The 25776-nt window shown below is 63.7% G+C and carries 25 protein-coding genes; 11 read left to right on the top strand and 14 right to left on the bottom strand.

Annotated features, from left to right (window positions below; genetic code table 11):
* Positions 1-20: 20 nt before the first annotated feature.
* Positions 21-590 (bottom strand): glycerol-3-phosphate 1-O-acyltransferase PlsY, encoded by a 570-nt coding sequence (gene plsY / locus HNP49_RS13810; protein ID WP_184684204.1) that lies wholly within the window; start codon positions 588-590, stop codon positions 21-23.
* A 51-nt stretch (positions 591-641) separates the two neighbouring features.
* Here plsY and folB point away from each other — a divergent pair, with 51 nt between their 5' ends.
* Both folB and folK read left to right on the top strand, forming a co-directional pair.
* Positions 642-995, top strand: a complete 354-nt coding sequence (gene folB, locus HNP49_RS13805) for a dihydroneopterin aldolase (RefSeq protein ID WP_184684203.1) — start codon at positions 642-644, stop codon at positions 993-995.
* The gene (gene folK / locus HNP49_RS13800) at positions 986-1534 is read left to right on the top strand and encodes a 2-amino-4-hydroxy-6-hydroxymethyldihydropteridine diphosphokinase (protein WP_184684202.1); all 549 of its coding nucleotides are present in this window, start codon (positions 986-988) and stop codon (positions 1532-1534) included. Before folB ends, folK begins: the two co-directional genes overlap by 10 nt.
* Here folK and HNP49_RS13795 read toward each other — a convergent pair.
* The 12 genes from HNP49_RS13795 to HNP49_RS13740 form a co-directional block, all read right to left on the bottom strand.
* Positions 1521-2762, bottom strand: coding sequence for a multifunctional CCA addition/repair protein (locus HNP49_RS13795; RefSeq protein WP_184684201.1), 1242 nt, complete (start codon positions 2760-2762; stop codon positions 1521-1523). The two genes, folK and HNP49_RS13795, sit on opposite strands and share 14 nt — an antisense overlap.
* Positions 2763-2809: 47 nt before the next feature.
* Positions 2810-3331 carry a DUF4136 domain-containing protein gene (locus tag HNP49_RS13790; protein ID WP_184684200.1) on the bottom strand — a complete coding sequence of 174 codons (522 nt, stop codon included), beginning with the start codon at positions 3329-3331 and terminating at the stop codon, positions 2810-2812.
* Between the two features lie 61 nt (positions 3332-3392).
* Positions 3393-4946: a SpoVR family protein gene (locus HNP49_RS13785; RefSeq protein WP_184684198.1), complete on the bottom strand. Its 1554-nt coding sequence runs from the start codon at positions 4944-4946 to the stop codon at positions 3393-3395.
* Positions 4943-6214, bottom strand: coding sequence for a YeaH/YhbH family protein (locus HNP49_RS13780; RefSeq protein WP_184684196.1), 1272 nt, complete (start codon positions 6212-6214; stop codon positions 4943-4945). The genes HNP49_RS13785 and HNP49_RS13780 overlap by 4 nt, the downstream gene beginning before the upstream one ends.
* Before the next feature lie 66 nt (positions 6215-6280).
* Entirely contained in the window at positions 6281-8203 is a 1923-nt protein-coding gene (locus HNP49_RS13775; RefSeq protein WP_184684194.1) for a PrkA family serine protein kinase, read from the bottom strand.
* 277 nt (positions 8204-8480) lie between these two features.
* Positions 8481-8810: a thiosulfate sulfurtransferase GlpE gene (gene glpE, locus HNP49_RS13770; RefSeq protein WP_184684192.1), complete on the bottom strand. Its 330-nt coding sequence runs from the start codon at positions 8808-8810 to the stop codon at positions 8481-8483.
* Positions 8811-8818: 8 nt separating this feature from the next.
* The gene (locus tag HNP49_RS13765; RefSeq protein WP_184684191.1) at positions 8819-9652 is read right to left on the bottom strand and encodes a symmetrical bis(5'-nucleosyl)-tetraphosphatase; all 834 of its coding nucleotides are present in this window, start codon (positions 9650-9652) and stop codon (positions 8819-8821) included.
* Entirely contained in the window at positions 9652-10035 is a 384-nt protein-coding gene (gene apaG / locus HNP49_RS13760) for a Co2+/Mg2+ efflux protein ApaG (protein ID WP_184684189.1), read from the bottom strand. Before apaG ends, HNP49_RS13765 begins: the two co-directional genes overlap by 1 nt.
* An 18-nt stretch (positions 10036-10053) precedes the next feature.
* Complete coding sequence (rsmA, locus tag HNP49_RS13755; RefSeq protein ID WP_184684187.1) at positions 10054-10860, bottom strand: 16S rRNA (adenine(1518)-N(6)/adenine(1519)-N(6))-dimethyltransferase RsmA; 807 nt, start codon at positions 10858-10860, stop codon at positions 10054-10056.
* A gap of 238 nt (positions 10861-11098) precedes the next feature.
* Positions 11099-12097 carry a 4-hydroxythreonine-4-phosphate dehydrogenase PdxA gene (gene pdxA, locus HNP49_RS13750; RefSeq protein ID WP_184684186.1) on the bottom strand — a complete coding sequence of 333 codons (999 nt, stop codon included), beginning with the start codon at positions 12095-12097 and terminating at the stop codon, positions 11099-11101.
* A gap of 104 nt (positions 12098-12201) precedes the next feature.
* Positions 12202-13503, bottom strand: coding sequence for a peptidylprolyl isomerase (locus HNP49_RS13745; RefSeq protein WP_184684184.1), 1302 nt, complete (start codon positions 13501-13503; stop codon positions 12202-12204).
* Positions 13484-16270: an LPS-assembly protein LptD gene (locus tag HNP49_RS13740; protein ID WP_184684183.1), complete on the bottom strand. Its 2787-nt coding sequence runs from the start codon at positions 16268-16270 to the stop codon at positions 13484-13486. The genes HNP49_RS13745 and HNP49_RS13740 overlap by 20 nt, the downstream gene beginning before the upstream one ends.
* Positions 16271-16395: 125 nt before the next feature.
* Between HNP49_RS13740 and HNP49_RS13735 the strand changes: the two genes are divergently transcribed.
* The 3 genes from HNP49_RS13735 to HNP49_RS13725 are packed head-to-tail and all read left to right on the top strand — an operon-like array spanning position 16396 to position 18859.
* On the top strand, positions 16396-17418 hold the full coding sequence (locus tag HNP49_RS13735; protein ID WP_184684181.1) for an aminoglycoside phosphotransferase family protein: 1023 nt from the start codon (positions 16396-16398) through the stop codon (positions 17416-17418).
* Positions 17415-18086 carry an N-acetylmuramate alpha-1-phosphate uridylyltransferase MurU gene (murU, locus tag HNP49_RS13730; protein WP_184684179.1) on the top strand — a complete coding sequence of 224 codons (672 nt, stop codon included), beginning with the start codon at positions 17415-17417 and terminating at the stop codon, positions 18084-18086. Before HNP49_RS13735 ends, murU begins: the two co-directional genes overlap by 4 nt.
* Positions 18086-18859 (top strand): DnaJ domain-containing protein, encoded by a 774-nt coding sequence (locus tag HNP49_RS13725; RefSeq protein WP_184684177.1) that lies wholly within the window; start codon positions 18086-18088, stop codon positions 18857-18859. Before murU ends, HNP49_RS13725 begins: the two co-directional genes overlap by 1 nt.
* Positions 18860-19010: 151 nt before the next feature.
* On the opposite strand, the gene HNP49_RS13720 is transcribed toward HNP49_RS13725, so the two are convergent.
* On the bottom strand, positions 19011-20090 hold the full coding sequence (locus HNP49_RS13720) for an alpha/beta hydrolase family protein (protein ID WP_184684175.1): 1080 nt from the start codon (positions 20088-20090) through the stop codon (positions 19011-19013).
* Between the two features lie 121 nt (positions 20091-20211).
* Here HNP49_RS13720 and rpe point away from each other — a divergent pair, with 121 nt between their 5' ends.
* The 6 genes from rpe to trpC all read left to right on the top strand — a co-directional run bounded on the left by rpe (position 20212) and on the right by trpC (position 25757).
* Positions 20212-20886 (top strand): ribulose-phosphate 3-epimerase, encoded by a 675-nt coding sequence (rpe, locus tag HNP49_RS13715; protein WP_184684173.1) that lies wholly within the window; start codon positions 20212-20214, stop codon positions 20884-20886.
* A complete protein-coding gene (locus tag HNP49_RS13710) occupies positions 20883-21584 on the top strand; it encodes a phosphoglycolate phosphatase (protein WP_184684171.1) in 702 nt (233 codons plus the stop codon). Before rpe ends, HNP49_RS13710 begins: the two co-directional genes overlap by 4 nt.
* Positions 21585-21792: 208 nt before the next feature.
* Positions 21793-23271, top strand: a complete 1479-nt coding sequence (trpE, locus tag HNP49_RS13705; protein ID WP_184684631.1) for an anthranilate synthase component I — start codon at positions 21793-21795, stop codon at positions 23269-23271.
* 13 nt (positions 23272-23284) lie between these two features.
* Complete coding sequence (locus HNP49_RS13700) at positions 23285-23881, top strand: aminodeoxychorismate/anthranilate synthase component II (RefSeq protein ID WP_095939973.1); 597 nt, start codon at positions 23285-23287, stop codon at positions 23879-23881.
* Entirely contained in the window at positions 23878-24924 is a 1047-nt protein-coding gene (gene trpD / locus HNP49_RS13695) for an anthranilate phosphoribosyltransferase (protein WP_184684169.1), read from the top strand. Before HNP49_RS13700 ends, trpD begins: the two co-directional genes overlap by 4 nt.
* On the top strand, positions 24921-25757 hold the full coding sequence (gene trpC / locus HNP49_RS13690; RefSeq protein WP_184684167.1) for an indole-3-glycerol phosphate synthase TrpC: 837 nt from the start codon (positions 24921-24923) through the stop codon (positions 25755-25757). The genes trpD and trpC overlap by 4 nt, the downstream gene beginning before the upstream one ends.
* The last annotated feature ends 19 nt before the right edge of the window (positions 25758-25776 follow it).

The following is a 25776-nucleotide window of genomic DNA, read 5'->3' as shown; positions in this document are numbered from 1 at the left end:
GCGCGGCTCATGTGCGTGCGTTAGAAATGTCGTTCGCGCCCGGCAAGCAGGTCGCGTAGATTGCTGCGGTGACGCCAGACGATGAGCAGGGTCAGTACGCTCATCGGTAACAGGGCCGCCGGTTGCTGCCAGGCCAGCAAGGGCAGGGTCAGCGGGGTGGCGGTCAGCGAGGCGAGCGAGCTGGTGCGGCTGAGCTTGAAGGTCAGGGCCCAGGCTGCCAATGCGAGCACGGCGGCCGGTGGGTAGAGGCCAAGCAGCATGCCAGCGGCGGTGGCGACGCCCTTGCCGCCGTGAAAACGGAAAAATACCGGGTAGAGGTGGCCGACCACCGCTGCTAGACCGATCCAGGCTTGCTCCTGCTGATTGAAGCCGGCAGCCCAGGCCACGGCAACGGGCAGCAGGCCTTTGCTCAGGTCGCCGAGCAGGGTGAGGAGGGCGAGTTTCTTGCCGGCCACACGCAGCATGTTGGTGGCGCCGGGGTTGCCGGAGCCCGCCGTGCGCGGGTCGCCCAGGCCTGCCAGACGACTGAGCAGGATGGCGAAGGACAGGGAGCCAAGCAGGTAGGCGAGGATCGCCAACAGCCAGAACATGGTATCCATTCCGGGGCGTGTGAGCCCCGATTGTAACGAGGCAGCACAGACGTGGACATGGTTTTCATCGAGGGGCTGGAGGTCGATACCGTGATCGGTGTGTACGACTGGGAGCGCAAGATCCGCCAGTGCCTGAGCCTCGATCTGCAGTTTGCCTGGGATAACAGTCTGCCAGCAGCAAACGATGATCTTGCTCTGGCGCTCGACTACGCCACGGTGTCGGCACGTATCCAGCAGTTTGCCGAGGGCGCGCAGTTCCAGCTGGTGGAGACCTTTGCCGAGCGTCTGGCGGCCTTGCTGATGAGCGAGTTCGGCATCCGCTGGCTGCGCCTAAAACTGACCAAGCCCGGTGCGGTGCCGGCGGCACGCGGTGTGGGCGTGGAGATTGAGCGCGGATGCCGCTGACCACCGTTTTTCTTGGCCTCGGTAGCAATATCGAGCGTGAGCGCCATTTGTTGGCCGGTCTGGAGGCGTTGTCGGCCTTCCTGATCGATCTGCGCTGCTCGCCGGTGTTCGAGAGTCAGGCCGTGGGCATCAAAAGCGGTCCTTTCCTCAACCTGGTGGTGCAGGCCGAGACGGCCTTGAGTCTCGCCGAACTGGATCGCTGGCTGAAGGCCATCGAGGCCGACAACGGCCGTTATGCCCCCGAGCGCAAGGGGCTACCGCTGGATATCGACGTGCTGCTCTACGGTGATCAGGTCGGCGAACTCGAGGGGCTGACCCTGCCGCGAGCGGAAATCCTCAGGAATGCCTTTGTCCTCTGGCCCCTGGCACTGCTTGCGCCGGCGCAGCAGCATCCCGGTGCGGGACAGTCGTTTGCCGAGTTGTGGGGCGCTATGTGCAGCGAGCAGCAATTGTGGCCGGTGGCATTCAGCTGGCGCGGGCAGGCGTTGACACCGGATAGCCTGTTGCAGGCGTACCCGGCGCCGCTCAAGCCTCTTTGAGGTTGCCGCTGGCGGCCTTGTAGGCGCTCAGTGCCTTGAGCCGCTCGCGCTGCAGCGCCTCACCCAGTTCCGCTCCCTTGAAACCCTGCTCGACCAGCGGCTGCACGGCCACCTTGCGGGCGGCCTCTGCCGCGCCCAGCAGATAGGCCGCCTGTGGGTAGTCCCGCTGCTCGAAGCCCAGACGGCCGCGTGCGTCCATTTCACAGGCGGCGACAAACTCGGCAAAACGCTGCGGGCGGCGATAGGCATCGAAGCTCTGCAGCAGCTTGAGCAGGGTGTCGGCGCGCAGTTCCAGCGCGCGGTGCCCATGGGTGTGGTATTCGCCGACCAGGATGGCCAGTTCGGCGCATTCCCTGGGCACCTTGGTGCGCTGGTTGATTGCCTTGATCAGGCGCAAGCCCTTGTGTTCATGGGCAATATGTCGCGGCCATTCTTCCAGCGGCGTCAGCCCCTTGCCCACGTCATGCAGCAGGCTGGCCCAGCGCACGCTCAGCGGCTGCTCGTGCTCGGCGCATTGACGCAGCACCATGAGTACGTGCACGCCGGTGTCGATTTCGGGGTGGTGGGTGGCGGTCTGCGGTACGCCAAACAGCGCATCCACTTCCGGCAGCCAGGTGGCGAGGGCGCCGCAGGCGCGCAGCACCTCGATGAAGACCTCCGGGCGGGGCTCCATCAGGGCTCGAGATACTTCCTTCCAGCTGCGTTCGGCCGTCAGCGCAGCCAGTTCGCCGGACTCGGCGATCTGGCGCATCAACGCGAGGGTTTCCTCGGCCACTTGAAAGCCCAGCGGCGCATAGCGGGCCGCGAAGCGGGCGACGCGCAGCACACGCAGCGGATCTTCGGCAAAGGCCGGGGAGACGTGACGCAGCACGCGGTCGGCCAGATCACGTTGCCCGCCGTAAGGATCGATGATACGCCCCTGCCCATCTTCGGCCATGGCGTTGACGGTGAGGTCACGGCGGATCAGGTCTTCTTCCAGCGTCACATCCGGGCTGGCGTAGAAGGTAAAGCCGCCATAGCCCACGCCACTCTTGCGCTCGGTTCGTGCCAGTGCGTATTCCTCGGCCGTCTGCGGGTGGAGAAATACCGGGAAATCCCCGCCCACCGGGCGATAGCCAAGAGCCTGCATGGCCTGGGCATCGGCCCCGACCACCACCCAGTCGATATCGGTCACCGCGCGACCGAGTAACCGATCGCGTACCGCCCCGCCTACTTTATAAATCTGCATGCCGACCTCCGTTGCCGCTAAGCATACCGGTCGGCGGAGTGGGCGTCTTAGTTCATCGCGGAGGCGGTGGCCTGGGGGATTTGCCGGAGCAGGGCGCCCATTGCCTGTTGCAGCAGCTCGGCGCTGTCGCGCTCCGGGCTCAGGCCGGTGCTGACCTTGCCCTCCCAGAGCGTCTGATCATGCAGGTCGGTGATGCGTACGCGCAGGGTGCCGGTGCTGTCACGTAGCCGGTGAATGCTCTGGTAGGGGCCGAGCAGGCCGGCATTATCGACGCGGAACTCCAGTGGCTGGTCCTGCACGGCCAGCCAGTAATAGACCCGCAGTTGCGGTTGTTGGGTATCGTTCCGGTAGCCCTGCTCGGCCAGGCCGCGCTGCAGCTCGACAGCCAGCTCGGCGTAGCGCTGACGGAAGGGCGGCTCGCCCTGCAGAGCCTGCTCCGGGGCGATCAGCTGGTAGCGCTGCAGTCCGCTCAGGGCCGGGCTGGCCGGGGTGATGATCTCGGATTGCGGAATGACGCTGGCGCAGGTGGCCAGACCCATGATCAGCAGGAGAATGACAAACAGGCGCATGACCGCTCGCTCTTGGAATATGCCGCCGATGCTGTGGCGCAGGACCATACGGGTCAACCGATCAAATGGGCGGAACGATCAGGTCTAGGCGTGGCTGCTCGCTCTCCAGTGAGGGCTTCAGCGGCATGTGCCGGGTGCGCACCACCTGCTCGCCTTGCACGCTTTCCAGGTGAATATCGAAACCCCACAGACGATGCAGGTGCTTCATCACCTCGTCGCAGGAGTCGGCCAGTGGTTTGCGGTCGTGCTGGGTGTGGCGCAGGGTCAGCGAGCGGTCGCCACGGCGATCGACGTTCCAGATCTGCACGTTGGGTTCGCGGTTGCCCAGGTTGTACTGCGCCGCCAGCAGCTCGCGGATATGCCGGTAGCCCGGCTCATCATGAATGGCCGATACCAGCAGGTCGTCCTTCTGGTCATCATCGATGATGCTGAACAGCTTGAAGTCGCGGATCACCTTGGGTGACAGGTACTGCAGGATGAAACTTTCGTCCTTGAAGCTCTGCATGGCGAATTTCAGGGTCGACAGCCAGTCGCTGCCGGCAATGTCGGGGAACCAGTGCTTGTCCTCGTCGGTGGGGTTTTCGCAGATGCGGCGGATGTCCTGGTACATGGCAAAGCCCAGGGCATAGGGGTTGATGCCGCTGTAGTAGGGGCTGTCGAAGCTCGGCTGGAATACCACGCTGGTGTGGTACTGGAGGAATTCCAGCATGAAGCCGTCGGTGACCAGGCCTTCGTCGTACAGGTCGTTGAGCAGGGTGTAATGCCAGAAGGTGGCCCAGCCCTCGTTCATCACCTGGGTCTGGCGCTGCGGATAGAAGTACTGGGCGACCTTGCGCACGATGCGCACCACCTCGCGCTGCCAGGGCTCCAGCAGCGGCGCGTGCTTCTCCAGAAAATACAGGATGTTCTCCTGCGGCTCGGCCGGCCAGCGTTTGCCGTCGCTGGCCTTGTGCTTGTCCCCGGTCTTGGGAATGGTGCGCCACAGGTCGTTGACCTGCCGCTGCAGCTGCTCTTCCCGCTCCTTCTGCCGTTGCCGCTCTTCCTCGGCGGAGATCGGGTAGGGACGCTTGTAGCGGTCGACGCCGTAGTTCATCAGGGCGTGGCAGGAGTCCAGCAGTTCCTCCACGGCATCGATGCCGTGGCGCTCCTCGCACTGCATGATGTACTGCTTGGCGAACACCAGGTAGTCGATGATCGAGCTGGCGTCGGTCCAGCTACGGAACAGGTAGTTGCCCTTGAAGAAGCTGTTGTGGCCGTAGCAGGCATGGGCGATGACCAGCGCCTGCATGCACATGGTGTTTTCTTCCATCAGGTAGGCGATGCAGGGATCGGAGTTGATCACGATCTCGTAGGCCAGGCCCATCTGCCCGCGCGAGTAGCCCTTCTCGGTGGCGAGGAAGTGTTTGCCATAGGACCAGTGGTGGTAGCCGATGGGCATGCCGACCGAGGCGTAGGCATCCATCATCTGTTCGGCGGTGATCACCTCGATCTGGTTGGGGTAGGTGTCCAGCGCATAGCGCTCGGCGAGACGGGCGATCTCGCGGTCGTACTGCTTGATCAGCTCGAAGCTCCATTCCGAGCCACTGGAGATCGGCTGGCGCGGGCGGGCACTCATGCGCTGATCCTCCTCTGGAACAGTTCGCGGAACACCGGGTAGATATCGGCGGCGGCGACGATCTGCTGCTGGGCGAAACTGTCGGGGAAGGCTTCGCCCACGTTTTCATATTCGAACCACAGGGCCTGGTGTTCGCGCGGGGTGATCTCGACGTAGGTGAAGTACTGCATGAACGGCATGATCTGCTTCAGCAGGATTTCGCGGCACACGGGCGAGTCGTCGTTCCAGTTGTCGCCGTCAGAGGCCTGGGCGCCGTAGATGTTCCACTCATGGGCCGGGTAGCGCTCGGCCATGACTTCCTGCATCAGTTTCAACGCGCTGGAAACGATGGTGCCGCCGGTTTCCCGTGAGTAGAAGAACTCTTCCTCGTCGACCTCCTTGGCACTCGTATGGTGGCGGATAAACACCACCTCGATCTTGTCGTAGCTGCGCTTGAGGAATAGGTAGAGGAGGATGAAGAAGCGCTTGGCGATGTCCTTGGTGGCCTGGGTCATCGAGCCGGACACGTCCATGATGCAGAACATCACGGCCTTGGAGGTCGGGTTGGGCTGCTTGCTCAGCAGGTTGTACTTGAGGTCGAAGGTGTCGAGGAACGGCACCTTGTCGATACGCCGGCGCAGGCGGGCGATCTCTTCCTCGGTGGCGGCGATATCGGTGAGGTTGTCCGGCTCTTCGTTTTTCAGACGATCCAGTTCGGTCAGTGCCAGTTTCAGTTTGCCGCGGCTGGAGCCGGACAGGGCGATGCGCCGCGCATGCGCGGACCTCAAGGTGCGGACAATATTGATGCGCGACGGATTGCCTTCGTTGCTGATGCCGGCCCGCACCGTCTTGAAACTGTCGATACCGGCCAGGTGACGCTTGACCAGATTGGGCAGGGCCAGGTCCTCGAACATGAAGTCAAGGAATTCGTCCTGGGTGATCTGGAAGACGAACTCGTCCATGCCTTCACCGGAATTGCTCGCCTTGCCGCTGCCGCGTCCACCGGCACCGCCTTGGGGCCGGCTGATGTGCTCGCCGCTGGTGAACTCCTTATTGCCTGGGTGCACCTGGGTCTGCCGACCGCCACGGCCGTGGTGCAGCACTGGCTCGTCGATGTCGCGGCCGGGGATGCTGATCTGTTCGCCGTGTTCCATGTCGGTGATGGAGCGGCGGCTGACCGCGTCCTCCACCGCTTTCTTGATGTGCTCGCGGTAGCGGCGCAGGAAGCGCTGGCGGTTGACTGTGCTCTTGTTCTTGCCGTTCAGCCGCCGGTCGATGACGTAGCTCATAGCCGTTCTCCGGGCCAGGCTCAGGGGGCCGCACGGCGGGCCGCATGGCCCGCCGGCGCCACGCGCTTACTGCGACTTGCGCACGCGCAGGTACCACTCCGACAGCAGGCGCACCTGCTTCTCGGTGTAGCCGCGCTCGACCATGCGCCGCACGAAGTCGTTGTGCTTCTGCTGATCGTCCTTGCTGCCCTTGGCGTTGAAGCTGATGACCGGCAGCAGGTCCTCGGTGTTGGAGAACATCTTCTTCTCGATCACCACGCGCAGCTTCTCGTAGGACATCCAGGTTGGGTTCTTGCCGTTGTTGTTGGCCCGCGCGCGCAGCACGAAGTTGACGATCTCGTTGCGGAAATCCTTCGGGTTGCTGATGCCGGCCGGTTTCTCGATCTTTTCCAGCTCCTCGTTGAGCGAGGCTCGGTTGAGGATCTCGCCGGTTTCCGGGTCGCGGTATTCCTGATCCTGAATCCAGAAGTCGGCGTACAGCACATAGCGGTCGAAGATGTTCTGCCCGTATTCGCTGTAGGACTCCAGATAGGCGGTCTGAATTTCCTTGCCGATGAACTCGACGTAGCGCGGCGCCAGGTACTCTTTGATGTAGCGCAGATAGCGCTCGCGGGTCTCCGCCGGGAACTGCTCCTGCTCGATCTGCTGCTCCAGCACATAGAGCAGGTGCACCGGGTTGGCGGCGATTTCGTGGGGGTCGAAGTTGAACACCTTGGACAGAATCTTGAAGGCGAAGCGGGTCGACAGGCCGTTCATGCCTTCATCCACGCCGGCGGTGTCGCGGTATTCCTGCAGTGACTTGGCCTTGGGGTCGGTGTCCTTGAGATTCTCGCCGTCGTACACGCGCATCTTCGAGTAGACGTTGGAGTTGTCCGGCTCCTTCAGGCGAGAAAGCACGGAGAACTGCGCCAGCATCTTCAGGGTATCCGGCGCACAGTGGGCGCGCGCCAGGGAGCTATTGGCCAGCAGCTTGTCGTAGATTTTCACCTCGTCGGACACGCGCAGGCAGTAGGGCACCTTGACGATGTAGATGCGGTCGATGAAGGCCTCGTTGTTCTTGTTGTTGCGGAAGCTGTGCCACTCCGATTCGTTGGAGTGGGCCAGGATGACGCCGCTGAAAGGCAGTGCGCCAAGCCCCTCGGTGCTGTTGTAGTTGCCCTCCTGGGTGGCGGTGAGCAACGGGTGCAGCACCTTGATCGGTGCCTTGAACATCTCGACGAACTCCATCAGGCCCTGGTTGGCCCGGCACAGCGCGCCTGAGTAGCTGTAGGCATCGGCGTCGTTCTGCGGGAACTCCTCCAGCTTGCGGATATCCACCTTGCCCACCAGGGCGGAGATGTCCTGGTTGTTTTCATCGCCCGGCTCGGTTTTGGCCACGGCGATCTGGTTGAGGATGGACGGGTACAGCTTGACCACACGGAACTGGCTGATGTCGCCGCCGAACTCGGCCAGGCGCTTGGTGGCCCAGGGCGACATGATCGAGTTCAGGTAACGCTGCGGGATGCCGTAGTCCTCTTCGAGGATGGCGCCGTCTTCGTCGGCGTTGAACAGCCCCAGCGGTGACTCGTACACCGGTGAGCCCTTGATGGCGTAGAAGGGCACATGCTCAATCAGGTGCTTGAGCTTCTCGGCCAGCGACGACTTGCCACCGCCCACCGGGCCCAGCAGATAGAGAATCTGCTTCTTCTCCTCCAAACCCTGGGCAGCATGGCGGAAGAACGCGACGATCTGGTCGATGCATTCCTCCATGCCATGAAAGTCGGCGAAGGCCGGATAGCGGCGGATTACCTTGTTGGAGAAGATCCGCGACAGCCGCGGGTCGTGGGCAGTGTCGAAAAGCTCCGGCTCGCCGATGGCCATTAGCATGCGTTCGGCCGCCGTGGCATAGGCACTGCGGTCCTGCTTGCAGATTTCCAGGTACTCCTGCAGGGAAATCTCTTCCTGCCGGGTCGACTCGAAACGTTGCTGGAAGTGGCTGAAGATGCTCATGACCTCACCTCGCTCGCTGACTGGAGCCGGCTCGGGGTATCGGGCGGGTGCAGGCGGGCGGCCACGGGCGTGACCGATGAACATCCCCCAGAACACCTAAAGTCGCTGCCGAAGGCCCCGGAACCGGTGTGCCGGCTCTCCGCTGTTTTGGATGGCCTGAGGCTAAGGATAGTTCGCTTTGGCGAGGGTCAAGGCCGCAAGGGGGAGCGGCTTTGTAACAAGAGGGCTTTGAACCGGTGATAAGCCCGCGCTGGCTGCGGGCTGGGCGGGCGCAAAATTATTCGGCGGGGCTTTGCGCCGTGTCCTGCGGGTAGAGGCTGCGCCACAGTTCGAAGCCGCCATCCAGGCTGTAGACCTCGCTGAAGCCCTGATGGGCCAGATAGGCTGCGGCACTCTGACTGGAGTTGCCGTGGTAGCAAACCACCACCAGCGGCTTGTCGAAGTCGGCGCCGGCAATGAAGTCCGGCAGCGAATGGTTGTCCAGATGCACGGCGCCAATCATATGACCGGCGGCAAAGCTCTGCGGATCGCGGATATCCACCAGTTGGGCGCCCTGTTGCAGCAGGGGGCGGGCCTGTTCCGGGGCGATGCGTTGAAACTCGCTCATGGTCGTTCTCAGCTTTTCAGGTTGGCGGGGCGACTGCAGGCGCAGCGGTGCATTTCGCCGCTGTCGACGTTCAGCAGGGTCATCTTGCCGCCCCAGACGCAGCCGCTGTCGAGGGCGATGACGCCGGGTTCCTTGCAATTGCCTTCAAGAGCGGCCCAGTGACCGAACAGGATGCGCTGGCCACGGCTCTTGCGCTGCGGCCAGCTGAACCAGGGGGCATAGCCACTGGGGGCGGTACCGACGCCTTCCTTGCTCTTGAGGTCGAGGGTGCCGTCGGCGGTGCAGAAGCGCAGGCGGGTCAGGCAGTTGGTGATCACCCGCAGGCGCTCGATGCCCTTGAGCTTGCCGCTCCAGCGGGTGGGCTCGTTGCCGTACATGCCGTCGAGAAACAGCGGCAGGGCGTCGTCGTCGCGCAGCACGGCCTCGACTTCGGCAGCGCGCTTGAGCGCCTTGCGGATGCTCCACTGCGGCGGCAGGCCGGCGTGGACCATCGCTACATCGCGCACTGGGTCGTAGTGCATCAGCTTCTGCTGGCGCAGCCAGTTGATCAACTGGTCGCAGTCGGGGGCCTCGATGATCTCGCGCAGGGTGTCGGCTTTTTTCAGGCGCTCAATGTTGTAGGCCACCGCCAGCAGGTGCAGGTCATGGTTGCCCAGCACGCAGGTCACGGACTGGCGCATGCCATAGAGAAAACGCAGGGTTTCCAGCGACTGCGGGCCGCGGTTGACCAGATCGCCAACCAGCCACAGACGGTCGATCTGCGGATTGAAATTGACCTTTTGCAGCAAGCATTGCAGGGGCTCGAGGCAGCCCTGCAGATCGCCGACGGCATACAGCGCCATCAGTGCAGGGCCCCCGGTACCGCCAGGCGGAAGGGTTTGATCTCGGCGTCGAACTTCGTGCCGTCGGCGCCCAGCATCTGGTAGCTGCCCTGCATGATGCCAACGCGGGTGGCCAGCACGGTACCGCTGCTGTAGGTGTGACTGGCGCCCGGCTCGATGGTCGGCTGCTGGCCGATCACGCCGGGGCCGCGGACTTCCTGCACGCGGGCGTCGCCATCGGTGATGATCCAGTGACGGCTGGTCAGTTTCGCAGGCAGACCGCCGTTGTTGCTGATGATGACTGTGTAGGAGAAGGCGAAGCGGTTCTGCTCCGGCTGCGACTGTTCCGGTAGGTAGCGCGTAGTGACGCTGACATCGATCTGGTAGGGCGCAGGCTGGCTCATGGTTAGTCCTTGGCGCAATCAGGCAGGGAGGCCGCGCTCGGCCAGACGGTCGGCTAGACGCACAAAGGCGGCCAGGTCGAGCTGTTCGGGGCGCAGGCTGCCATCGACGGCCGCGGCTTCGATGTCTTCGTTGCTCAGCAGTTGCTTGAGGGTATTACGCAGGGTTTTGCGGCGCATGTTGAAAGCTTCGCGCACCACGCGCTCCAGCAACTTGGCGTCCTTGGCCGGGTGCGGCAGGACGGCATGCGGCACCAGACGGACGATGGCTGAGTCGACCTTGGGCGGCGGATTGAACGCACCGGGGCCGACGTTGAACAGGTGCTCAACGCGGCAGTAGTACTGCACCATGATCGACAGTCGGCCCCAGTCGCCACCGCCTGGCTCGGCTGCCAGACGCTCGACCACTTCCTTTTGCAGCATGAAGTGCATGTCCTCGATCACGTCGGCATGGTCGAGGAGGTGGAAGATCAGCGGGGTGGAAATGTTGTACGGCAGGTTGCCGACCACCCGCAGCTTGTCGCTCGGGCTCCCGATGCTGGCGAAGTCGAACTTCAGGGCATCGCCCTGGTGCAGGGTGAACTGCGGGTTGATGCCGAAACGCAGCTTGAGCAGCGGCACCAGATCCTGGTCCAGCTCGATCACGTCCAGCTTGGCGCCGCTGCCGATCAGGCCTTCGGTCAGTGCGCCCTGGCCAGGGCCAATTTCCAGCAGGTGCTGGCCGGCCTTGGCGTGGATCGCGCGCAGAATGCGATGGATCACGCCGGCATCGTGCAGAAAGTTCTGGCCGAAGCGTTTGCGCGCGCGGTGGACGTAGAGTTCGCTCATGGACGGGTGCTCGAAAAACGGTCAGGCCGGACGGGCTGTGACCGGTCCGGCGGAGGTGCAAGCTTAACAGGTCGCAGGGTTCTCTCGCAGCGACTCAGAACCTGTTCAAAGTCTCGCGAGCTAGAGCCAGGCAAGGCGAAATTGGGCGAAGAAGCGCAGTTTACATGCTGTAAATGAGCATTCTGAGCCCAATTTCAACGCAGCATGGCCGACGCGCAGCAGACTTTGAACAAGGTTCTCAGGCTGACTGGCTGCTGCGGGCCATCTCCAGCGCAGTCTCGATGGCCACCTGCAGGCTGCCGGTATCGACGCGGCCCGTGCCGGCCAGATCCAGCGCCGTGCCGTGGTCGACGGAGGTGCGGATGATCGGCAGGCCCAGTGTCACGTTCACCGCAGCACCGAAGCCCTTGTACTTGAGCACAGGCAGACCCTGGTCGTGGTACATGGCCAGCACGGCATCGCAGTGGTCGAGGTGTTTGGGGGTGAAGAGTGTGTCGGCCGGCAGCGGGCCAATCAGGTTCAGCCCCTCGCCACGCAGCGCTTCGAGCGCAGGCTCTATCACCTCGATCTCCTCGCGGCCCAGGTGGCCGCCTTCACCGGCATGTGGGTTGAGGCCGCAGACCAGGATGCGCGGGTGGGCGATGCCGAACTTGTCTCGCAGGTCGGCGTGAAGGATGCGCGCCACCCGGCCAAGACGTTCGGCGGTGATGGCGTCGGCCACCTCGCGCAGTGGCAGGTGCGTGGTCACCAGGGCCACGCGCAGGCCTCGGGTGGCCAGCATCATGACCACCTGCGGCGTTTCGGTCAGCTCGGCAAGAAACTCCGTGTGACCGGAAAAGGGGATGCCCGCTTCGTTGATCACGCCCTTGTGCACCGGGGCGGTGATCATCCCGGCGAACAGGCCGTCGCGGCAGCCCTCACCAGCCCTGCGCAGGGTTTCCAGGACGTAGGGACCGTTCTGCACGTTCAGCTGGCCGGCAGCGACCTCGGCATGCAACGGGGTATCCCAGACGTAAAGGCTGCCAGCAGCGGCCGGGGTGATCGGCAGGTTGTCCGGCGTCACGCTGATCAGCTCGATGGCCAGGCCAAGTTCCCGGGCGCGTTGCTGCAGCAGGGGCTGGCTGGCCACGGCCACCAGTGCGGCAGGCTGCTGTTCGCGCGCGAGCAGCAGGCACAGGTCAGGGCCGATACCGGCCGGTTCGCCAGGCGTCAGGGCAAAGGGGAGAGGGTAGGTCATGCGTGCAGTCTCGGGATGGCAGGCTGTTGCGGCGGTTCAGTCTATAACGCCCAGACGAAAAAAAGCCCGGCGCGGTGCCGGGCTTTTGGGTATCGCTCAGACCGTTACAGCTTGCTTTCGACATAGGCCTCGTCGCGGATCTGGCGCAGCCAGCTCTGCAGTTCGAGGTCGTACTTGCGGTTGCGCAGCAGGCTCAGTGCCTGTTGCTTGCGGAACTGCTCGCTGCTGTCGGTGGCGCGGCGGCCGAGGACTTCCAGCACGTGGTAGCCGAACGGGCTCTTGAACGGCTTGGATACCTGGCCGACCTGGCTCTGCTCCATCTCGGCGCGGAACTCTGGCACCAGGGCGTTTGGATCGATCCAGTCCAGTTCACCGCCGTGGAGGGCAGAGCCTGGGTCTTCGGAGAAGGTCTTAGCCAGTTCGGCGAAGCTTTCACCGGACTGAATGCGCTCATAGAGACGCTCGGCCAGTTGGCGGGTCTGTTCTTCGCTGCGGATTTCGCTGGGCTTGAGCAGGATATGGCGTACATGCACTTCATCGCGCAGCTGGGTATCGCCACCGCGCTTGTCGAGCAGCTTGATGATGTTGAAGCCGCTGGCGGTGCGGATCGGCTCGGTCACTTCACCCTTGCTCAGCGCGCTGACCATGGCATCGAAGGGTGGTGGCAGCTGGGCGGCCTTGCGCCAGCCGAGCTCGCCGCCTTCCAGGGCGGTATCGCCGGCCGAGCGGGAGATCGCCAGCTGGGCGAAGTCGGCGCCCTGGCGCAGTTGCTGATACAGCTCGTCGGCCTGGCGCTGGGCTGCCTGGATGGTCTCCGCGGAGGAGCCCTCCGGCAGCGGAATCAGGATATTGGCCAGGCGGAACTCTTCAGACAGCTGCAGCTTGCCCAGGTCCGAGGCGAGGAAGTTCTCCACTTCCTGATCGGTCACCTGAATGCGCTCGGCGACGCGGCGCTGGCGCACGCGGCTGATGATCATCTCGCGGCGCACCTGCTCGCGGGCGTCATCCAGGGACAGACCGTCGCGCTGCAGGGCCTGGCTGAATTGCTCGACGGTCAGGTTGTTGCGCTGGGCGATGGTCGCCACGGCCTGGTTCAGTTCTTCATCGGTGATGCGGATGCCCGAACGATCGCCGATCTGCAGCTGAATGTTCTCGATGATCAGGCGCTCCAGCACCTGCTGGCTCAGCACATGCTCGGGCGGCAGGGCCGCACCGCGCTTGGCGATGGTCTGCTGTACTTCGCGCAGGCGCTGGTCGAGCTGGCTCTGCATGACCACGTCGTTGTCGACGATGGCCACCACGCGGTCCAGTGCGGTGACTTCAGCCAGGGCCGGCAGGCTGCAGGCCTGGCTGAGGAGGGCGCCCAGCATCAGAGGGCGCAGGCAATCAGAAAGCTTGATCTTCACGTTCACGGTAACCTTGGATGCCCTGGTCGAGGAAAGTCTCTACCTTGTTGCCAACGACCCCGCCGAGGCCTTTCAGCACGATTTGCAGGAAGATGCCGCGGTCGGCCTCTTCGTTCAGGTTGGGCGACAGACTGTATTCGTCATAGTCGACCCAGTAGCGGTTGATCAGGCGCAGTTTCCAGCAGCAGCTGTCGTACTCGAAGCCACCGAAGGCTTCCAGGGTGCGGCTGCGGTTGTAGTCATACTGCCAGCGGGCAATCGCATTCCACTGCGGAATCATCGGCCAGATGACGGAGGCGTCGTGCTGGTCGATCTTGTAGTAGTCCTTGATCACTTCGCCGGTGGTCGGGTCGGTGTAATCGCCGCCACCCAGTTGCCACTGACCGGTGGACGGGTTGTAGACGTTGGCGTCGTTGCGGTAGCGATAACCAAAGTTGACCACCTTGTTCGGGTTGCTTTCCGGCTGATAGTGGAACATCAGGTTACCCGAGCGGGTACGGTCGACGTCCGGGTCCCAGTTGAATTCCGAGGACAGGTTCCAGTCGCGGTTGAAGCGATACAGGTACTCCAGCGCGTAGGGCGACTCGTCGGCCTGGGCGGCAGCGCTGTCGCGGTAGTCGATGCCTGGCAGCTGTACTTCGCGGTCGCGGAAGTAGTAGGCCTGGCCGATACCGAAGCGCTGACGCTCGAAGCCGTTCGGCTCGATCCAGCGGTTGGTCACGCCCAGCGACAGCTGGTTGGCGTCGCCGATGCGGTCCTTGCCGGAGAAGCGGTTGTCACGCCACAGCGAGCTGAAGCTGAACGGGGTTTCCGAGGTGTCGAATACCGGGATGTCGTCCTGCTCGCGAGTCGGCACATACAGGTAGTAGGCGCGCGGCTCCAAGGTCTGGCGGAAGGATTTACCGAACCAGTTGGCGTTGCGATCGAAGTACAGACCGCTGTCCAGACTGTAGACCGGTACGCCACGATCAGGCGAGTTCTGGAACTCTTGGCCCTTGGCGATCAGCTGGTTCTCGCCTTGGTTGTCGATATCCAGGTCGTATTCGGTGTAGAGGTACTTGATCGACGGTTTGACGAAACCATAGGTGGCTTCCATTGGCAGGCTGATGCCCGGCTCGACGTGAGCGCGGTCACCGTTGGCCCGTGCCAGGCCGCTGATGCGAGTGTCGTACCAGGGCGTGGGATTGCCATTTTCGTCGATGAAGTTGCCGTTGCGCAGGTCTCGATCGAAGCGTACCAGTTCGCTGCCGTAGCTCATCTGCAGGCCGGCTGGCTGGAACGGCAGCTTGCCGTTCAAGGTCAGTTGCGGCAGGCGGTCGTACGGGGTGACGTCGGTGACAGTCGTCATCTCATAGGCATGCGCATTCAGGCGTGCGGTGTAGCTGTCGCCACGCCAGGTCAGGGTGCCGCGCTGGTTGACGTAGGTTGGCGTGTCGATACCCAGGTCGGTAGACAGGTCCTGGAAGTAGTACGGGTCGCTGATATCGGTGTAGTCGACCTCAGCCAGCAGGCGCGAATTCAGGCCACCCTTGTGCTGCCAGCTGTACAGCCAGCGCTGATCTTCGTACTCGCTCTGTTGTTTGCGTTCGTCTTCCTGGTCGTCCAGGTAGGCCGCGCCGACCGAGCCTTCGCTGCTGCGGGTCAGGTAGCGACCCTCGCCTTCCAGCAGCAGCCCGCGATTGCTCATATAGGTCGGGTACAGGGTGGCGTCGTAGTTCGGCGCCAGGTTGAAGTAGTACGGCGTCTGCAGAGCGACGCCGGTGTCGCTGCCGCTGCCGATGCTGGGCGCGAGGAAACCGGACTGCCGACGGTCATCGATCGGGAAATAGATGTAAGGGGTGTAGAACACCGGTACATCCTTGACCCGCAGGGTGACGTTGGTCGCGGTGCCGAAGCCGGTCGCCGGGTTCAGCTTGATGTTGTTGCCTTTGAGCTGCCAGGCGTTGTTGCCCGGTTCGCAGCGGGTATAGGTACCGTCTTTCAGGCGGACGATGGCGTCTTCCTGGCGTTTGACGTAAGCCGCATTGCCGCGCACATGGCCCTGATGGATCACATATTCGGCGTTTTCGATCTTCGCCTCACCGTTGTCCAGTTGCAGCTCGGCGCGGTCGCCGACGATCAGCATGCCCTTGTCGCGCAGGCGGACATTGCCGACCAGCTCGCCACGGTTTTCGGTCTGGTACAGATGGGCTTCGTTGGCCTCGGCCTGCATGCCAGACTGACGCAGAACCACGTCGCCGGCCAGGGTGGCAACCTGCTGTTCCTGCTCGAAGCGGGTGGCCTTGGCCGAGACGAACATCGGCGACTCGTCCAGCGGCGTGTCGTCTTCCATGCCTGGGCGCTGAGGCTCGATGTAGCTGCCTTCGCAATACGGGCCGACTTCCGCCAGCTGGGCGGCGTTCAGCTTGTCACGCGGGACCCAGTCGAGATGACTGTAGTCGGCACTGCGGCTGGCCAGCCCCTTGCCGTCGCTGTCGGCGACCTGCTCGGTGCCCGAGCTGGCGTTAGCCTCGCCCGATTGGCTAGCGCTCTTGCCGGCCACGGCCATGCCGGTGGTCGAACTCACCGCCGATTCCGTGTGCACCGGGCGGGGTGGCAGGGCGCTGGCGTTGCTTTTGGGCGCACAGGACCAGCCGGCGGCACCGGCTTTGCAGTCATACTGCTCGGCGGCAAATACGCTCGGGCTGGCCAGCGGCTGCATAGCCAGCAGGCTGCCGGTCACCAGCAGTGGGATTTTTTTGCGAAAAGCGGGGGATTTGACTGCCATCTTGTTAGTCCGAGCTTCCTGCGCGTATCGGCCCAAGGACCGCACGCCTCTCGATGGGCTGAAAAAGATGCAGGATAATAAAGCATGACCCGTACAACGGCCAGCATTCCCGGAGAACCCTCTGCATGACCGAAGATGTTCGTTATCAAATGCTTGTCGATTGGCTGGCGCAGGAGCTGCCGGCGCTGTTCGCCGGACAGGGTTGGGGTGAGGTGCCGCAAGCCAGCCTGAGCCCCGCCAGCAGTGATGCCAGCTTTCGGCGTTACTTCCGCTGGCAGGCTGGCGAGCGGACGTTCATCGTCATGGATGCGCCGCCGCCGCAGGAAGATTGTCGCCCGTTCGTCCGCATGGCCGAGCTGCTGGCCGAGATGGGTGTTCATGTGCCACAGGTGCTGCTGGCCGACCTGCCGCGTGGCTTTTTGCTGTTGAGCGATCTGGGGCGGCAGACCTATCTCGATGTGATCAGTGCGGATAATGCTGACGCACTCTTCGAAGATGCTCTGCAGGCGCTGGTGGCTTTTCAGCGTCTGCTGCGGCCGGCCGAGTTCGCCGAGTACGACCGTGCCCTGCTTAAGCGGGAGTTGCAGCTGTTCCCCGACTGGTATGTGGCGCGAGAGCTGCGTGCCGAGTTCACGGCCGCGCAGCAACAGGCCTGGGAGCGTATCTGTGAGCTGCTGATCGACAGCGCTCTGGCGCAGCTGCAGGTGCTGGTGCACCGCGATTACATGCCGCGCAACCTGATGCTGAGCACGCCCAACCCCGGGGTGCTGGATTTTCAGGATGCCGTGTGGGGGCCTGTGACCTATGACGTCACCAGCCTGTTCAAGGACGCTTTTCTCAGCTGGCCGCAGTCGCGTGTCGAAACCTGGCTGCAACGCTATTACCAGCTCGCCGGGGAGGCGGGCATTGCCTTGCCATCGAGCTTTGCCGAGTTCCAGCGCGCCAGCGACCTGATGGGGGTACAGCGCCATCTCAAGGTCATTGGTATCTTCGCGCGCATTTGTCATCGCGACGGCAAACCCAAGTATCTGGGTGATGTGCCGCGCTTTTTTGCCTACATCGATGAGGTGCTCAGCCGGCGGCCGGAACTGGCCGAGCTGGGGCAATTGCTCGCGCAGCTGCGCCAGCCTTCGGCGGTACCGGCATGAAGGCGATGATTCTCGCGGCGGGCAAGGGCGAGCGCCTGCGCCCCCTGACCCTGCATACCCCCAAGCCTCTGGTGCGGGCGGGCGGCGTGCCGCTGATCGAATACCATGTGCGGGCACTGGCGCGCGCGGGCTTTACCGAGCTGGTGATCAATCACGCCTGGCTTGGTCAGCAGATCGAGGATTACCTCGGCGATGGCGCGCGCTTCGGGGTGCGGATTCAGTACTCTCCCGAAGGCAAGCCGCTGGAAACTGGTGGCGGCATCTTCCGCGCTTTGCCGCTGCTGGGCGACGAGCCCTTTCTGGTGGTCAATGGCGATATCTGGACCGATTGCGATTTTGCTCTTTTGCGCCGTCCTCTGAAGGGGCTGGCTCATCTGCTGCTGGTGGATAACCCGGGGCACAACAGTCGTGGTGATTTCACCCTGGAGAACGGCCGGGTGCGCGATGCCTGTGAGGGTGATGCCAGCCTGACCTACAGCGGCATGGCGCTGCTGCATCCACAGCTATTTGCCGGCTGCAGTGCCGGCGCCTTCAAGCTGGCGCCGCTGCTGCGTGCTGCCATGGCAGAGGGGCGGGTGAGCGGCGAGCACTTCCATGGGCGTTGGGTGGATGTGGGCACCCACGAGCGCCTGGCCGAGGTTGAACAGCTGCTGGCGGTGCCCGCCTGATGCGCTGGCCGGCCACCTTGCTGGGGGCGGCCGCCGGGCTGGCGCTGGCCAGTATTCCAGGTGCCTTGCTGGGCGGCTTGCTCGGCTATCTGCTTGATCGCCGTTTGCAGCTCGATTCCTGGCCGACCTTCGTGCGACGACTGCGTGGGCAGGTGTTGCCGCATGGTGATGAGCTGTTGTTCATGCTGCTGGGGCGAGTGGCCAAGGGCGATGGGCGCGTATTGCCCGAGCATATTCGTCTGGCGCGTGGCGAGATGAAGCGTCTGGGGCTGGATGAGGCGCAGCAGACGTTGGCGATTGCTGCGTTTGGTCGCGGCAAACACCACGAGCGCGGCTGGCGCCTGAGTCTGCTGCCGTTGCGGCGGGATGCGGTGCGGGCCGAAAACTGGTTGCGCAGTTGCTGGGCGATGGCGCGTGCGGGCGGTGCCGTGTCGGTGGCTAGTGGCGAGCGCATCCGTCTGTGGGGGCGCTGGATGGGACTGCCTGCTGAGCGAGTGGAACAGTTGGCGGCCGAGTTTGAGCCTGTGGTCAAGCGCAGTGCGCCCGTGCGCCGGCACGATGACTATGCAAAGGCCCTCACACTGCTGGGCGTGTCGGAGGCCAGCTCGGCGGAGCAGGTCAAGCGTGCCTATCGCAAGCTGCTCAGTCTGAACCATCCCGACAAACTGGCGGGGCAGGGTGCGAGTCAGGCGCAGCTGCGGGCCGCCACCGAGCGTACCCGCGAGTTGCACAGCGCCTATGCCAAGGTGCGTGAGCAGCGCGGGTTTCGCTGAACGCGGAGTCAGAACCTGTTCAAGGTCTCGCGAGCTAGAGAAAAACAAGGCGAAAGTGGCTGAGGAAGCGGAGTTTACGAGTGGTAAATGAGCATTCCGAAGCCACTTTCAACGCAGTTTTTCCGACGCGCAGCAGACTTTTAACAGGTTCTCAGGGCGCCGCTTTGATCTGCAGATCCAGCCAGCCACGAATGCGCCGGAACAGCTGCTCCGCCTCGATCTCGGCATTGCCCGGTAGGGCTTTCATGGCGACCTGGATATAGGCCGGGTGCTGCTGACGCTTGCCGGCCTGCATGCGCTTGAGCGCCGCCTGGCGGTCCGGTGCCTGATCCTTGTAGTAGAAATCACCCGTGGCCAGTTTGAGGCTGGCGAGCAGCTCCTCGCCGTTGCCGGTGAAGCCTTTGGGCTGTTGGGGCGAGACCAGCAGCAGGTTCTGAATATCGTCCGGTTTCTTCTCGCTGAGGTATTGCGCCGCCCAGTAGGCGCCGCTGCCATGGCCGAGCAGCACCAGACGCTCGGGTTTTTCCTGGCGGGCAGCGGCCACGGCTGCGTCGATGCGGGCGAAAACGCTCTGCTGCTGGCTGGTCTGGGCGGTGGCAGGGTCAGCTGCCGGGCTGGCGGGAGCATCCTCGGCCTCTGCGGACGCGGCTTCGGTGCCGCTATCGGCTGGCACCGCGCCGGCATCTTCGGCAGCTGTGCTGGCAGGTGCTGCGGCGGCTTCCGGGCGGGGCGGCAGGCTGGGAGCTTGCGGGTCCGGCAGGGTCAGGCTAAGGGTCGACCAGCCGGCATTCGGTAATTTCTTGCGCAGCGGACTGACCACCTGCGGCCAATCGGCGCTCTCACCGTCACCCGGCACAATCACCACGATGCCGGTGGCGGTGCCTGCATTGGCGGGCAGCCAGAGTGCGAGAAAGGACTCGTCGCCGGCCTTCAGCTGTTGCTGTTCGTCGGCGCTCAACTGGTTCTGCAGCCCTTGCGCCTGTTCGACACTCACGGGTGCCGGTTCGACGCGAATGGGGGCTTCGCTGGGGGCGGCTTCACTGCTGGTCGTGTCGGTGCCACTGGCTCCGCCGGCGGCATCGTCGGCTGGCGGCGCCGTTTCAGCCGGCGCGGCTGGGGTCGTGGCGCTACTGCTATCGCTTGGGGCTGCTGGGGCTGCAGGCGCCTCTTCGGCGCTGGCGTGCAGGCTGAGCAGAAGCAGGGCAAGTGGGGCGAGGTGTTTCGACGGCATGACGAATCTCCTGTGACATGAGCAAAGACTAGCCGGTTGCCAGGGGCTTTGTCAGGCGCAGGCGGCAGCCCGCGGGAGGCTCGGGTACACTAGGCGCCTTCCTGACTTGCCGAGGTGCCGCATGCAGCCGTTTGCCATTGCTCCGTCGATTCTGTCTGCCGACTTTGCCCGTCTGGGCGAGGAAGTGGACAACGTTCTGGCCGCCGGTGCCGATATCGTCCATTTCGATGTGATGGACAATCACTACGTGCCCAACCTGACCATCGGCCCGATGGTCTGCTCGGCGCTGCGCAAGTACGGCATTACCGCGCCGATCGATGCGCACCTGATGGTCAAGCCGGTGGATCGCATCATCGGTGATTTCATCGAGGCAGGTGCCAGTTACATCACCTTCCACCCCGAAGCCTCGGAGCACATCGACCGCTCCCTGCAACTGATCAAGGATGGTGGTTGCAAGGCGGGTCTGGTGTTCAATCCGGCCACACCGCTGGATGTGCTCAAGTACGTGATGGACAAGGTCGATATGATCCTCCTGATGAGTGTGAACCCGGGCTTTGGCGGGCAGAAGTTCATCCCCGGTACCCTCGACAAGCTGCGTGAGGCGCGCGCGCTGATCGATGCCAGTGGCCGTGATATTCGCCTGGAGATCGACGGCGGGGTGAATGTGCAGAACATCCGCGCCATCGCCGAGGCCGGTGCCGATACCTTCGTGGCCGGTTCGGCCATCTTCAACCAAGCCGACTACAAGGCGGTGATCGATGCCATGCGCGCCGAGCTGGCCCAGGTGCGTGCGTGATCGCGCTGCACCAGCTGTTTGGTGGTGAATTGCCGCGTCTGGTGATGTTCGATCTGGATGGCACCCTGCTGGACTCGGTGCCGGATCTGGCCGCGGCCATCGACCGGATGCTTGGTCAGTTGGGTCGCCCCCCGGCTGGCGTGGCCAAGGTGCGTGACTGGGTTGGCAATGGCTCGAAGGTGCTGGTGCGCCGGGCCCTGGCCGATGATCTTGAGCACAGCGCCATTACGGATGAGCAGGCCGCGCCGGCGCATCAGCTGTTCCTTTCAGCGTATGCCGACTGCCATGCCCTGAGTACCGTTTACCCCGGCGTGCGTGAGTGCCTCGACTGGCTGCAGGCCCGTGCGGTGCCGCTGGCGCTGGTGACCAACAAGCCGACCCAGTTCGTTGGCCCGCTGCTGGCGGAGAAGGGGCTGGACGGTTATTTCCGGTGGGTGCTGGGTGGCGACAGCCTGCCGGTGCAGAAACCTGACCCGGCAGCGCTCAACTGGGTGCTGGCCGAGGCGGCGGTGGCGCCAATCCAGGCGCTGTTTGTCGGTGACTCACGCAATGATGTACTGGCCGCGCGTGCCGCGGGTGTGCCCTGCGTGGCGCTGACCTATGGCTACAACCATGGACGGCCGATTGCCGAGGAGCAGCCGGCGCTGGTGCTGGATGACCTGCGCCAGCTGGTTGATTCGACTGGGGGGCTGGGGTAGTGTGCCTCGACTTCAGGCTTTTCCCGCCGAAGAGATCAGATCGTGGTGGCTTCTTTATGAATTTCAGGCGCAAACACTGGATGAACGTGATCAAGGCCCTGGCCCGTTGGCGCTGGCGCGCCTGATCTCGTCCTGGCCGGCCTGCCGGCGCGTTTGCCCATGACCGTACACCCTCATGCCACGAGGCTGATTTATGAACCACGAAGCTATTTCCCGTGAAGAGTTCCTGCGTTTGGCAGCCGAAGGCTACAACCGCATCCCCCTGTCGTTCGAAACCCTGGCCGACTTCGACACGCCGCTGTCGATCTACCTGAAACTGGCTGACGCGCCGAACTCCTACCTGCTCGAATCGGTTCAGGGCGGTGAGAAGTGGGGACGTTTCTCCATCATCGGTCTGCAGGCGCGTACGGTGCTGCGTGCCTATGGGCATCAGGTCACGGTCAGTGTTGACGGCATTGAAACCGAGCGGCATGACTGCGCCGATCCGCTGGACTTCGTCGAGCAGTTCAAGGCGCGCTATCGCGTGCCGACGCTGAGCGGTCTGCCGCGTTTCAATGGCGGCCTGGTCGGTTACTTCGGCTACGACAGCGTGCGCTATGTCGAGAAGAAACTGGCGCAGTGCCCGAATCCTGATCCACTGGGTACCCCGGATATCCTGCTGATGGTCTCGGATGCGGTCGTCGTATTCGACAATCTGGCCGGGAAAATCCACGCCATCGTGCTCGCCGATCCGGCGCAGGCCGATGCCTATGAGTCCGCCCAGGCTCAGCTGCGCAGCCTGCTGGACAAACTGCGCCAGCCGATCACCCCGCGTCTGGGGGTGAACCTGGCGCTGCCGGCCGGTGCGGAGCCCGATTTCGTCTCCAGCTTCAAGCGCGACGACTACGAGGCGGCGGTCAACCGCATCAAGGACTACATCCTGGCCGGTGACTGCATGCAGGTGGTGATTTCCCAGCGCATGTCGATCCCGTTCCAGGCCGCGCCGATCGACCTGTACCGCGCCCTGCGCTGCATCAACCCGACGCCGTACATGTACTTCTTCAACTTCGGTGACTTCCACGTGGTGGGTTCCTCGCCGGAAGTGCTGGTGCGCGTGGAGGACGAGCTGGTCACCGTGCGCCCCATCGCCGGTACCCGTCCGCGCGGCGCGACCGAGGAGGCCGATCTGGCGCTGGAGCAGGACCTGCTGGCCGACGCCAAGGAGATTGCCGAGCACCTGATGCTGATCGACCTCGGCCGCAACGACGTCGGCCGGGTCTCGACCACCGGCACGGTGAAGGTCACCGAGCAGATGGTCATCGAGCGTTATTCCAACGTCATGCACATTGTTTCCAACGTCACCGGCCATCTGAAGAGGGGGCTGAGCGCCATGGACGCCCTGCGTGCCATCCTGCCGGCCGGCACCCTGTCCGGTGCGCCCAAGGTGCGCGCGATGGAAATCATCGACGAGCTGGAGCCGGTCAAGCGTGGCGTCTACGGCGGTGCCGTGGGCTATCTGGCGTGGAACGGCAATATGGATACGGCGATTGCCATCCGCACGGCGGTGATCAAGGACGGCGAGCTGCATGTGCAGGCCGGCGCCGGCATCGTGGCCGACTCGCAGCCCGCGCTGGAGTGGGAAGAAACCCTGAACAAGCGTCGCGCCATGTTCCGCGCGGTCAGCCTCGCCGAACAGTCTGTGCAGTAAGGGAGACGCCAACATGCTGCTGATGATCGATAACTACGACTCCTTTACCTACAACGTGGTGCAGTACCTGGGCGAGCTGGGTGCCGATGTCCATGTGATTCGCAACGATGAGCTGACCGTCGCCGAAATCGAAGCGCTCAAGCCTGAGCGCATCGTGGTTTCGCCCGGCCCCTGTACGCCGACCGAGGCGGGTGTGTCCATCGAGGCCATCCTGCACTTTGCCGGCAAGCTGCCGATCCTCGGCGTGTGCCTGGGGCACCAGAGCATCGGCCAGGCCTTCGGCGGTGACGTGGTGCGCGCCCGTCAGGTGATGCACGGCAAGACCAGCCCGGTATTCCACGAGGACAAGGGCGTGTTCGCCGGCCTCAACAAGCCGCTGACCGTGACTCGCTACCACTCGCTGGTGGTCAAGCGCGAGACGCTGCCGGACTGCCTGGAAATGACTGCCTGGACCCAGTTCGAGGACGGCTCGGTGGACGAGATCATGGGCCTGCGCCACAAGACCCTGAATATCGAGGGCGTGCAGTTCCACCCCGAGTCCATCCTGACCGAACAGGGACACGAGCTGTTTGCCAACTTCCTCAAGCAACAGGGGGGCGTACGCGCATGAATATCAAGGAAGCCCTCAACCGGGTGGTCAACAACCTCGATCTGAGCACGGCCGAAATGCAGGACGTGATGCGCGAGATCATGACCGGCCAGTGCACCGATGCGCAGATCGGTGCCTTCCTCATGGGCATGCGCATGAAGAGTGAGACCATCGACGAGATCGTCGGTGCCGCCAGCGTGATGCGTGAGCTGGCAGCACCGGTAACCATCAATGCCGAGCGCTTGGTCGATACCTGCGGTACCGGCGGCGACGGCATGAACATCTTCAACGTCTCCACCGCGGCGGCATTTGTCGTGGCGGCGGCCGGCGGCAAGGTGGCCAAGCATGGCAACCGCGCAGTATCCGGCAAGAGCGGCAGCGCCGACCTGCTGGAGGCGGCTGGGGTTTATCTGAATCTGAAGCCCGAGGAAGTGGCGCGCTGTGTGGAAAGTGTCGGCGTCGGCTTCATGTTCGCCCCGGCCCATCACGGCGCCATGAAGCATGCCATTGGCCCGCGCCGCGAGCTGGGGCTGCGCACGATCTTCAACATGCTGGGCCCGATGACCAATCCGGCGGGGGTCAAGCATCAGGTGCTCGGCGTGTTCAGTCAGGCCCTGTGCCGGCCGCTGGCCGAAGTGCTGCAGCGCCTGGGCAGCGAGCATGTGCTGGTGGTGCATGCCAGCGACGGTCTGGACGAAATCAGCCTAGCGGCGCCGACCTTTGTCGCCGAACTCAAGGACGGAGATATCCGCGAGTACCAGATTCAGCCGGAAGACTTCGGCATCAAGAGCCAGACGCTGATCGGTCTGTCGGTCAACGACGCGCAGGAATCGCTGGCGCTGATTCGCGATGCGCTGGGCAAGCGCAAGACCGAAAACGGCCAGAAGGCCGCCGACATGATTGTGCTCAACGCCGGTGCGGCACTCTACGCTGCCGACCACGCCAGCAGCCTGAAGGAAGGCATGCACCTGGCGCAGGATGCCCTGCACACCGGGCTGGCCTGGGAAAAGCTCGATGAGCTGGTGTCCTTTACCGCCGTCTTCCAACAGGAGAATCAAGCGTGAGCCTGCCCACCGTGCTGGAAAAGATCATCGCCCGCAAATTCGAGGAAGTCGCCGAGCGCCGTGCCCAGGTGAGCTTCGCCGAGATCGAGGCGCTGGCGCGCGGTGCCGATGCGCCACGCGGCTTCGCCGCGGCCCTGCAGGCCCGCGTGGCGCGCCGTGAGCCGGCGGTGATTGCCGAGGTGAAGAAGGCTTCGCCGAGCAAGGGGGTGCTGCGCGAGCATTTCGTTCCGGCAGAGATTGCCCGCAGCTACGCCGCAGGCGGCGCTACCTGCCTGTCGGTGCTGACCGATATCGACTTCTTCCAGGGCGCGGATGATTACCTGCGCGAAGCGCGCGCGGCGTGCAGTCTGCCGGTGATCCGCAAGGACTTCATGGTTGACCCCTATCAGATTGTCGAGGCCCGTGCGCTGGCCGCCGACTGCGTGCTGCTGATCGTCTCCGCGCTGGATGACGGGCGCATGGCCGAGCTGGCCGCGACCGCCAAGGATGTCGGCCTCGATGTGCTGGTGGAGGTGCACGATGCCAGCGAGCTGGAGCGGGCGCTGAATGTGCTCGATACGCCGCTGGTGGGCATCAATAACCGCAATCTGCACACTTTTGAGGTGAGTCTGGATACCACGCTGGACCTGTTGCCGCAGATTCCTAGCGACCGTCTGGTGATTACCGAGAGCGGCATTCTCAACCGCGCCGATGTTGAGCTGATGGAAATCAACGAGGTGCATGCCTTCCTCGTTGGCGAAGCCTTCATGCGTGCCGAGGAGCCGGGTGTCGAGTTGCAGCGCCTGTTCTTCCCCGGCAAGGCGCCGGTGCAACTGGGTGCCGATCCGGATTGAATGTGCCGGTACAAAAAAG

It is taken from the genome of Pseudomonas fluvialis, assembly GCF_014207935.1.
Taxonomy (GTDB): domain Bacteria; phylum Pseudomonadota; class Gammaproteobacteria; order Pseudomonadales; family Pseudomonadaceae; genus Aquipseudomonas; species Aquipseudomonas fluvialis_A.
This window is presented reverse-complemented; position numbering and strand designations above follow the sequence as displayed.